Below are 9,180 nucleotides of genomic sequence, written 5' to 3'. Positions count from 1 at the left end.
CTCGACCAGGCGAGAGATGCGCGCCAGGGTGGTCGATGCGCCGGTGCGCGTCGCCTCGAGAGCGATCTGGCCGTCGGTGCACACAGTCCCCGCGCTCACGTCACTCCCCGTCTCCACCGAACGAGGCGTCGCCTCGCCCGTGAGCATCGACTCGTCGACCCAGGCGCCCCCGGACAGAACCTTCCCATCCACGGGAATCCGCTCGCCCTGCCACACCTCGACCATGTCTCCTGGCACCACCTCATCGACGGGAACCTCGATCCGCTCGCCGTCGCGCACCCGCCTGGCAGATCGCGCGCCGAGCGCCAGCAGGCGCTCCACCGCGCTCGAAACGCGTCCCCGGGAAGCGTTCTCCAGAACACGTCCCACCAGCAGCACGAACACGAACATGGCCACGGTGTCGAAGTACACCTCGCCACGCGTCGTGACGGCCGCCCAGACGCTGTAGGCCCAGGTGGTGAGCAGACCGATGCAGATGGGCACGTCCATGGTCATCGAGCGGGAACGGAGAGACGACAGCGCCCCCCGATAGAAGGGCAGGGCGGCATGCAGCACCACGGGCAGCGACAGCACGAGCCCCACGCCATCGAAGAACCTGCGGAACGAGACCTCCATGCCGTCGAGTGCGCCGCAGTAGAGGGCGGCGGCGGCCAGCATCACGTTGCCTGCGCAGAAGCCGGCCACGGCCATGCGCAAGACCAGATCGTTCGACTGGCGCTGGCGCGGCCGCTCGAGACGATGGGGGTGGAAAGGGGTTGCGCGATAGCCGATGTGGGCCACGCAATGCGCGACGTCGCCCAGCCCTGCGAGACCCTCGCGCCACCGCACGCGCAGCCGAGAGGTGGCGTAGTTGACGCGCGCTTCCTCCACGCCCTCGAGACGCTCCACGCTCTTCTCCACAAGCCACGAGCAGGCTGCGCAGTGCAGGCCATCGAGAAGGAACGAAGCTTCAGCGATCCCCTCGGCGCACGCCACGTACGAAGCCTGCACGTCCGGCTGATTGAGCCAGGCCATCTCACGGGGCAGCTCTGCCGCGCGGCCCGGGGCTTCCGGACGGCGCGCATAGTAGGCATCGAGACCCGCTTCGTGAATGGCCGCAAAGACCATGCGACAGGCCTCGCAGCAGAAGCGCCACACCGTGCCGCTCGCATCAACCTGCTCAAAGGGGGCGCGCGGCAGCGCGAGACCGCAATGCGCGCAAGAGCGATCCTCACAGCTCTGTTGCGACGCTTCCGGAAGAGCGAGGGTCATCGCGATGGCCCCAGGAACGTGGCTTCCTGGGTGTCGACGAAGCGCTGCGACCGCGCATCGGCAAACCTGAAGCTGAAGGGGGTCACAGGGGGCAGCTGTGCGGGCGGATGCACCACGAACACGTCGACGTCACGGGCGCTGTCAGCGGCAAGGGCAAGGGGGTTCTCGGGCGCCACGACAACTGCTCCGGGAAAGCCCTCTACCGAGATCTGCACATCGTGCGCGACCCGGTCCTTGTTGATGAAGTTGAGGTGATAGAGATTGCTCACGTGACCATCTGCGGTCACCGCGTACACAGCCTGGACGCCAGATTTGCGCATGACGTCGACCACGAGCAGCGGTCGATGCGCCAGCATGACGATGAACACCCCGCCCAGCGCGACCAGCATGGCCGCGTACACCGCCACGCGTGGGCGCACGATCTTCAGCGGCCTGCCCTCCAGGGTGTTGAGCGAGCTGTAGCCCACCAGCCCGCGCGGACGACCGATGCGATCCATCACCGAATCGCAGGCGTCGACGCACGCCGTGCAGGCGATGCACTCGAGCTGCAGGCCGTTGCGGATATCGATGCCCATGGGGCAGACCTGCGTACACATCGCGCAGTCGATGCAATCGCCGGCCCCCGCGGCGCCCTTGTGCCCCCGTGGCTCGCCGCGTCGGACATCGTACCCCACGATGAGCGAGTCGGCGTCGAACATGGCGCTCTGGAAACGGGCATACGGACAGGCGTAGTGACACATCTGCTCGCGGAACCAGCCGAAGTCGAAGTACGCGGCAGACGCCACCATGGAGATGATCGTGGCGTTCCCTACACTGACGTGCCCGTGAAGCAGATTGCTAACGAGCGCGTATGCGTCCTGGAAGTACCCCGCGAAGGTGACGCCGAGCCAGAGCGACATCACCGTCCAGACCGACCACTTGCCCAGCTTGCGGGCGATCTTGTCGGCGTTCCAGGGGGCCTGGGCAAACTTGATGCGCTTCGCGCGGCTGCCCTCGAAGAAGGTCTCGACGAAGACGAAAGACTCGGTAAGCAGGGTCTGCGGACAGGCATAGCCGCACCACATGCGTCCGGCCACCGCGGTGGAAGCAAACATGAGCACGGCCAGGAAGATGAGCATCACCAGCAAGAAGGCCGTGTCCTGAGGCCAGAACGTGAAGGCGAAGAGATGCAGCTTGCGTGCGGCAAGGTCGATGCGAATCGCCTGCTGGCCTTTGTACGTGATCCAGGGGCCGAAGAAGAGCACGCTCTGCAGCACCGCGCTGATGGCCAGTCGCGCACGCTTGAAACGGCCGAACAGCAGGCGAGGCTGAACCTTCTTGCGTGCCTGCACCATCGGACCGCTCTTGACGGGTGTCTCCTCGCCCGCGCGTGTGCTCATGTCCTCCGTCTCCGATCAGTGCAGTGTGCCAGACTGGGCGCGGGGAAGGGTGGCCTGCGGCAGGTCCGTGGAGGGCGCCATGGCCTTCTTCCCCGAGCTGGCGGTCGGCTGCGGGCTTCCCACGCCCGCAGGAGCGCCCGATGGGCCGCTCTCCGGAGCCGATGCACCGTGGGAGAGCGAGAACACGTAGGCCGCAACCAACTGGATCTTGTCATCAGAGATGGCCTTGCTCCAGGTGGGCATGCCATTCGGACGCCCTCCGCGAATGGTGGTGAGGATGCTGTCCGGATCGCCACCGTACCGCCACTTGTGAGCCACCAGCGGCGGGCCGATCTTCCCTTCCGCATTGTCGCCGTGGCAAGCGACACAGTAGGTCTTGAAGATCTCGTGGCCCTTTGCGACGACGCCAGGATCAGCCGACATCTTCTCGAGATCGACCTTTGCCACCGCGACCTTCGGGGCGCTCGCAACCATGGCGTCATACTGTCCGGCCGAGGTCCATCGCGCCGTTCCCGACCAGCACCAGAGGCTGGGATAGACGACCGCATAGACGAGCGCAAAGGCGATGCTCGCATAGAAGCCGTAGAGCCACCACGCCGGCAGGGGATTGTCGTATTCCTCGATTCCGTCCGCCACGTGTTCCCTGATCTCAGCCACGTCCATCACCTCCACAAGTCGTCTTCTCGGCGGCGCACGGCACGTCGTCGAACGAGAGGGGAATCCGTCCCAGGGCTTCGGCCTCGCTCTGCGGCATGCGCACGGCCCAGAACACCACCCCACCGAACACGGCAAGAAAGAGGACCAACACGGCCTGCGCAAGGATCGTACCCGACAGCACATCCATCAATGCATCCCCACCTTGTCACGCGTGCCGATGTCCTTGCCCAATCGCTGCAGGTATGCGATGAGCGCGATGATCTCGCGATCGGCCTGTGCATCTGCGAAACCGTTCCTGGCCAGGCTCTGCTGGATCGACGCGGCCTGTGCTTCGAGTGACGCCTGCCAGCCATCGACCTCCTGATCGGTGTAGGGCGCCCCGAGCGCTCGGTTGGCCACCAGCTTGGCGCGAGTGAGGCGCATATCGAGCGTGTTGGCGTACAGCCACGGGTAGTTGGGCATGATCGAATCTCGCTCGATGTCACGCGGGTTTCGCATGTGCGTGTAGTGCCAAGAGTCCGGATACTTGCCGCCCACCCTCGCGAGATCCGGACCGGTGCGCTTCGAGCCCCACTGGAAAGGGCGATCATAGACCGACTCCCCCGCCCGTGAGTATGTCCCGTAGCGCTCGGTCTCGTCTCGGAAAGGGCGCACCTGCTGGCTGTGGCAGACATAGCACCCCTCGCGGATGTAGATGTCGCGCCCCTCCAGCTCGAGGGGAGAGTAAGGCTTCACGCCTGGGATGGCAACCGTCTCCGCGCGGGTCTGGATGAGCGGCACGATCTCGACAACGCCGCCCACCGCCACGACCAGGGTCACCAGCACGGCCATCAGAAGGCCTTTGATCTCGATCTCTGACTGCTTGAACATATTCTCAAGCCCCCGCTTCCGCAAGGCCCGGAAGCCTCGCCGGCTGAACGGGCTGTGACGGCACGTCGACGGTCACCACTTGGCCTTGTCGAATGGTCATCAGGAAGTTGTATCCCATCATCAGCACGCCCGTGAGATAGAGCCCGCCCCCGAGCGCGCGCACCCAGTAGTACGGCTTGAGCACCTTCACCGTCTCGATGAAGCTGTAGGCGAGGGTTCCCTCTGGCGTGAAGGCTTTCCACATCAATCCCTGGGTCACGCCTGTGATCCACATGGCCACGATGTAGAGCACGATGCCGATGGTGCCCGTCCAGAAGTGCGCCGTGGCGAGGCGGACCGACCAGAGCGTGGTGCCATACAGGCGCGGAACCATCCAGTAGAACATGGCGAACGTGGTGAAACCCACCCAGCCAAGTGCTCCGCTGTGCACGTGTCCCACGATCCAATCGGTGTAGTGTGCGAGGGCCGAGACCGACTTGATGGAGAGGATGGGGCCTTCGAAGGTCGACATTCCGTAGAAGGTGAGGCCCACCACGAAGAACTTCAGGATGGGGTCGGTGCGCAGCTGCTCCCACGCGCCCTTGAGCGTCATCAGGCCGTTGATCATACCACCCCACGACGGTGCGATGAGCATGATGCTGAACACCATGCCGAGGGTCTGGGCCCAGTCGGGCAGCGACGTGTAGAGCAGATGGTGCGGCCCCGCCCACACGTAGATGAACACGAGCGACCAGAAGTGCACCACCGACAGCCGGTACGAGTAGACCGGCCGCTGCGCCGCTTTGGGCAGGTAATAGTACATCATTCCGAGGAACGGGGTGGTGAGGAGAAAGCCCACCGCATTGTGCCCGTACCACCACTGAATCAGCGCGTCCTGGGCGCCTGAGAACACGGGGTATGACTTGAACGGGCTCACCGGGATGCCAGCGTTGTTGACGATGTGCAGAATGGGGATGGAGATGATCGACGCCATGTAGAACCACAGGGTGACATAGAGGTGCTGCTCTCTTCGACGAGCAATGGTCCAGAAGAAGTTGACCATGAACATCACCCACACCACGGCGATGAGCAGGTCGATGAAGAAGACAGGCTCGGCGTACTCCTTGCCATCGGTGTACCCGAGCGCCAGGCACACGGCGTCGAGCACGATGATAAGCTGCCACCCCCAGAGGTGTAGGCGAGAGAGCAGGTCTGAGGCCATGCGCACGCGACAGAGGCGCTGCGTGGAGTGATACACCGCAGCAAACACGGCGTTGCCCGAGAAGGCGAAGACCACGGCATTCGTGTGTATCGGCCGCAGACGCCCGAACGAGATGTAGGGCAGATCGAGATTGAAGCGGTACGACGCCAGCTCAAGTGCGGCCCAGAGCCCGGCCAGCATTCCCACGATACCCCAGACGATAGTGGCCCCCACGTACTTGCGAACGACGTCGTCATCGTATTGCTCTGAAGTGTCTCCAGCCATCGCTTCCTCCAGGCGGTTTCGCCTCCGCGCGCTGCACGAGCGGAGACCTCTGGGCGTATGGTACCCGGCCCGAGGGATGAGACTCCATCGGCTCCCTGCCCGATACAGCTCAGCTGCCGGCTGTAGTAGCGTGCGTCGGGAGCTTGGCCCTCGGATTACTGTTCGTGCTGCTGGCCGTCTTCATCGTGCGGGGCCGCCCGTTCTGAGGCCTCGATCGACAGCGGCAGCGCGAAGCGGACCGTGGTTCCCTTGCCTGGCACGCTGTCTGCGCTGATGCTCCCGCCGTGCAGCTTCACAAGCGAGCGAACGATGGAGAGGCCGAGACCGGTTCCGCGAATCGACGTACCCTCCGTCCGGCTACCGCGGTAGAAGGGCTCGAACACGTGGGGCAGATCTTCAGGGCTGATGCCCAGTCCGCGGTCGCGAACCTCGACCACGGCGTGGCCGCCCTCGACGGTCACCACCACGTCAACGCCCCCCCCTTCCGGCGAGTACTTCACCGCATTGCCGATGACGTTCTCGAGGATCTGCTGCACCTTGGCCTGATCGGCGCGCACGCGCACGTCGCTGCCCACGACCGAGAACGAGTGCCGCGTCGTGGTGCGCGAGATGCGGGCCACCGCGCGCTCGATGAGCGCCAGCAAGGGCAGCGGGACGAGCACGAGCTTCAGGCGTCCCGTGTCGATGCGCCCGATGTCGAGCAGGTTCTGCACCAGCATCTCCTCATCGGCGATCACCTCGAGGATGTTCTGCGCGTGTGACTGAACGCTGCCCTCTGATCTCTGGGCGATGCTGTTCGCGAAGATCTTGATGGCGGTCATGTGGTTCGTGAGATCGTGGGCCACCATGCTCAACATGCGTGACTTGAACTGCGAGACGCTGGCCAGCTCCCGGTTCGAGTGCTCGAGCTCGTCGAGGGTCTGGCGATACCCCAGTGAGAATGCCATCACCACCTCGATGAACAGGCTCTGGGCCGCGGGCAAAATCGTAGGCCCTCATCTCCGCCGCCTCACCAGCACCCGCCATGTGATCGCAGAGAATGGAAGCGTACTCTTCCCTCAGGGTCTCACGCATGCTGTCTCACCACGAGCAGCGTCATATCGTCTGCCTTGCCGTGCCTTGCAACGAGCGCGTCGGCCACCTCTTCGAGGGAGGCGGTGGCAGGAACCGCATCGAGCTCGAAGCGTGACGACAAGCCGTCAGAGTGCAGGATCACCGTGTGACCGGGCACGTAGTCGAAGCGCTCCACGCGCACGCGGGTCAGACGGGCACCCACGATCCCGGGGCTGCAGATGGGGCGTGCGAGCGCACGGGGCCCACAGACACGCATCTCGACGTTGCCCACACCGACGAAATGCCCCTCGCCTCGCTCGGCGTCGAGCAGCACCAGCCCCAGCGCGGCCCCACGGGTGCCACGCAGGCATTCATCGGTTCGCACGACCATGTCCCGGAGCGAGGTGGCGGGGTCGAATCGCGTGTCCGCAAGGCGCTGCACCAATCCCGAGATGCAGGTTACCGCCAGGTGGGCGGGCTCGGCGGCCTGAACACCGTGTCCCAGGCCATCGACCACCAGCGCCCAGAGAAGAGAGCCTGACTCGGCATACCAGAATGCGTCTCCGCTCACGCTCTGCGGCAGCCGCGCACGGCTCTTCACGACGATCTCCAAGGCCACGCGATCACCCCGCGAGGCCAGCTGCGGTCACGCGAGCCATTTGATGCACCGGACCCGAGTACCCGACCCCGACTCGGATACGATCTCGAACTCGTCCATGAGCCTGCGCGTCCCAGGTATGCCGAGCCCGAGCCCTCGGCCGGAGAGGCTTCGTCCTTCGAGGATCTGATTCAGATCCCGGATGCCGGGGCCATGATCCTCCGCCACGATCTCGAGCCCCTTGCGACGAAACGTGTTGAACGGAGAGGGGGTGCTGGCGTCGACGAGACGAAGCGTGATGTGCCCCTGCTGGGCATACTGCAGGATGTTGCGTGTCAGCTCGGAGATGCCCGTGGCGATTCGGGTCTGATCGACCAGCCCAAACCCTATGCCCTTGGCCAGCTCCTTGCCGCGGGTGCGCGCAATGACCACGTCGGCTTCGGAGGCGATGGAGAGGCGCAGACCGAGACCATCGTCACTCATGGCTCGGCATCGAGGAGAGACAGCCCTTTTTCGAGATTGAGGGCCGTCCGGATGTGCGGCAGCTTCAGACCCAGCTCGGTCAGAACGATGGCGACCGCGGGCTGCAGACCTGCGAGTACCGTGGGGGTTCCCATGAGCCGCGCCATGCTCGCCGTGTCGGCAATGACCCGCCCGAGAAAGGAGTCGACCACGTCGATGCCGCTCACGTCGATGAGCAGGCCTCGGGCCGAGGATCGCGCGAGGGCGGAGAGCACGTCGTCTTGCAGCTCGAGCGCGAGCTGATCCTGCATCTCGACCTGCAACGAGACAACGAGTACGTCCTTGAACTTCAGCACAGGTATGCGAGCCATCTCAACCTCTTTCCTTGAGTCGAGGCGCGCGCCGGGTCACTGCGCTCTCTCTCGCGCCTGCAGGCCGACGCCCTGGCTGCGCCAGGCCAGCTTCAACCCGGTTCGCAGCGTTGCGCTGGTGGTGATGCGACCGAGATCGACCCCGAGGTGCACGAGGGTCTGGGCAATTGCCGGGCTGATGCCCGTGATGATGCAGCGCGTTCCAAGCAGCTCGGCCGCCTCAACCGTCTTCATCAGGTGATTGGCCACTGCCGTGTCGACGACGGCCACGCCGGTGAGATCGAGAATCACGATCTCAGCCTGGGTCTCGACTACTCGGTTGAGCAGGCTGTCCATGATCTGTCGGGTGCGAACACTATCGATGGTGCCGATGAGCGGGAGTACCATGACCCCGTCGCTGATCTCGATGACGGGAGTCGACAGCTCAAGGATAGCCTCGCGCTGGGATGAGACAATGGCCTGCACGCGTTCGAGGGTGCTCGCATAGTAGGCGTCGACCATGAGCTGAAGTGCCAGCATGTTCACCTTCTGCAGGGCCTGTAGCGTGCGCAGGCGCTTCTCCTTGTCATCGGGGAAGAGCTCACAGACGACGTCGGTCCAGTAGGTGAGGTACATCGTCCAGGCCCCCACCACCCATCGCGGCTCGAGACCCAGCTCCTGATGGCGCAGTCCAACGCGTACGCTCAGGCGATAGAACTCGAGATCGTAGTCCCCCAGCAGCATGCGCTCCATGTAGGTCGCCTGGCCCTGCCGAGCACGCGCCGCGATCTGCGGTGTGGCGAGCGCATTGTGCCTGTCGTTGAACCCGAGCAGATGGTCGTAGAAGCGATCGAGAAACGTTTCGCGCCTTGCAACGAACGTCTCGTGCAACGGCTTCAGCACCGCCGCGTCTTCCTCACCGATGTTCAGATAGGTGAGACGCTCCTGCCATTCCGCCAGGCTGATGTCGATCTTGAAGTCGTGTGACACGTTCGTGCGAGGCTCCCTCCAAGCGCTGTGTCTGGCTTCCCCACCCTCTCCTTGCGCCCCTTCAGCGCGCAGGTCAGGTGAAGAGGGCGGCGCGCCTCAGCGCGC

General features: G+C 64.5%; 8 protein-coding genes and 1 pseudogene. All 9 read right to left on the bottom strand.

The genetic code is table 11. The features are described 5' to 3' along the window. Positions 1-1,251 (bottom strand): heavy metal translocating P-type ATPase (locus tag EB084_13325; protein ID NDD29238.1); only part of this gene is annotated, 1,251 nt, incomplete at its 3' end. Further along, positions 1,248-2,630 carry a cytochrome c oxidase accessory protein CcoG gene (gene ccoG, locus EB084_13320; GenBank protein ID NDD29237.1) on the bottom strand — a complete coding sequence of 461 codons (1,383 nt, stop codon included), beginning with the start codon at positions 2,628-2,630 and terminating at the stop codon, positions 1,248-1,250. The genes EB084_13325 and ccoG, both read right to left, overlap by 4 nt. A 15-nt stretch (positions 2,631-2,645) precedes the next feature. Further along, positions 2,646-3,470, bottom strand: coding sequence for a hypothetical protein (locus tag EB084_13315; protein NDD29236.1), 825 nt, complete (start codon positions 3,468-3,470; stop codon positions 2,646-2,648). A gap of 3 nt (positions 3,471-3,473) precedes the next feature. Then, positions 3,474-5,622: pseudogene (gene ccoN, locus EB084_13310) on the bottom strand (cytochrome-c oxidase, cbb3-type subunit I). Between the two features lie 155 nt (positions 5,623-5,777). After that, complete coding sequence (locus tag EB084_13305; protein ID NDD29235.1) at positions 5,778-6,605, bottom strand: sensor histidine kinase; 828 nt, start codon at positions 6,603-6,605, stop codon at positions 5,778-5,780. Positions 6,606-6,688: 83 nt separating this feature from the next. Further along, the gene (locus EB084_13300; GenBank protein NDD29234.1) at positions 6,689-7,315 is read right to left on the bottom strand and encodes a hypothetical protein; all 627 of its coding nucleotides are present in this window, start codon (positions 7,313-7,315) and stop codon (positions 6,689-6,691) included. A 6-nt stretch (positions 7,316-7,321) separates the two neighbouring features. Continuing rightward, positions 7,322-7,756 carry an ATP-binding protein gene (locus tag EB084_13295; protein ID NDD29233.1) on the bottom strand — a complete coding sequence of 145 codons (435 nt, stop codon included), beginning with the start codon at positions 7,754-7,756 and terminating at the stop codon, positions 7,322-7,324. Then, on the bottom strand, positions 7,753-8,106 hold the full coding sequence (locus tag EB084_13290; protein NDD29232.1) for an STAS domain-containing protein: 354 nt from the start codon (positions 8,104-8,106) through the stop codon (positions 7,753-7,755). Before EB084_13290 ends, EB084_13295 begins: the two co-directional genes overlap by 4 nt. Before the next feature lie 36 nt (positions 8,107-8,142). Then, positions 8,143-9,075, bottom strand: coding sequence for an STAS domain-containing protein (locus EB084_13285; GenBank protein ID NDD29231.1), 933 nt, complete (start codon positions 9,073-9,075; stop codon positions 8,143-8,145). Positions 9,076-9,180: the final 105 nt, after the last annotated feature.

The sequence above is a fragment of the Pseudomonadota bacterium genome, from assembly GCA_010028905.1.
GTDB lineage: Bacteria > Vulcanimicrobiota > Xenobia > RGZZ01 > RGZZ01 > RGZZ01.
This window is presented reverse-complemented; position numbering and strand designations above follow the sequence as displayed.

Excerpts from the sequence above, each read along its gene's own strand:
- EB084_13315 (NDD29236.1), bottom strand. The coding sequence starts at position 3,470 with ATGTGCTGTCGGGTACGATCCTTGCGCAGGCCGTGTTGGTCCTCTTTC.
- EB084_13290 (NDD29232.1), bottom strand. The coding sequence starts at position 8,106 with ATGGCTCGCATACCTGTGCTGAAGTTCAAGGACGTACTCGTTGTCTCG.
- EB084_13295 (NDD29233.1), bottom strand. The coding sequence starts at position 7,756 with ATGAGTGACGATGGTCTCGGTCTGCGCCTCTCCATCGCCTCCGAAGCC.
- ccoG (NDD29237.1), bottom strand. The coding sequence starts at position 2,630 with ATGAGCACACGCGCGGGCGAGGAGACACCCGTCAAGAGCGGTCCGATG.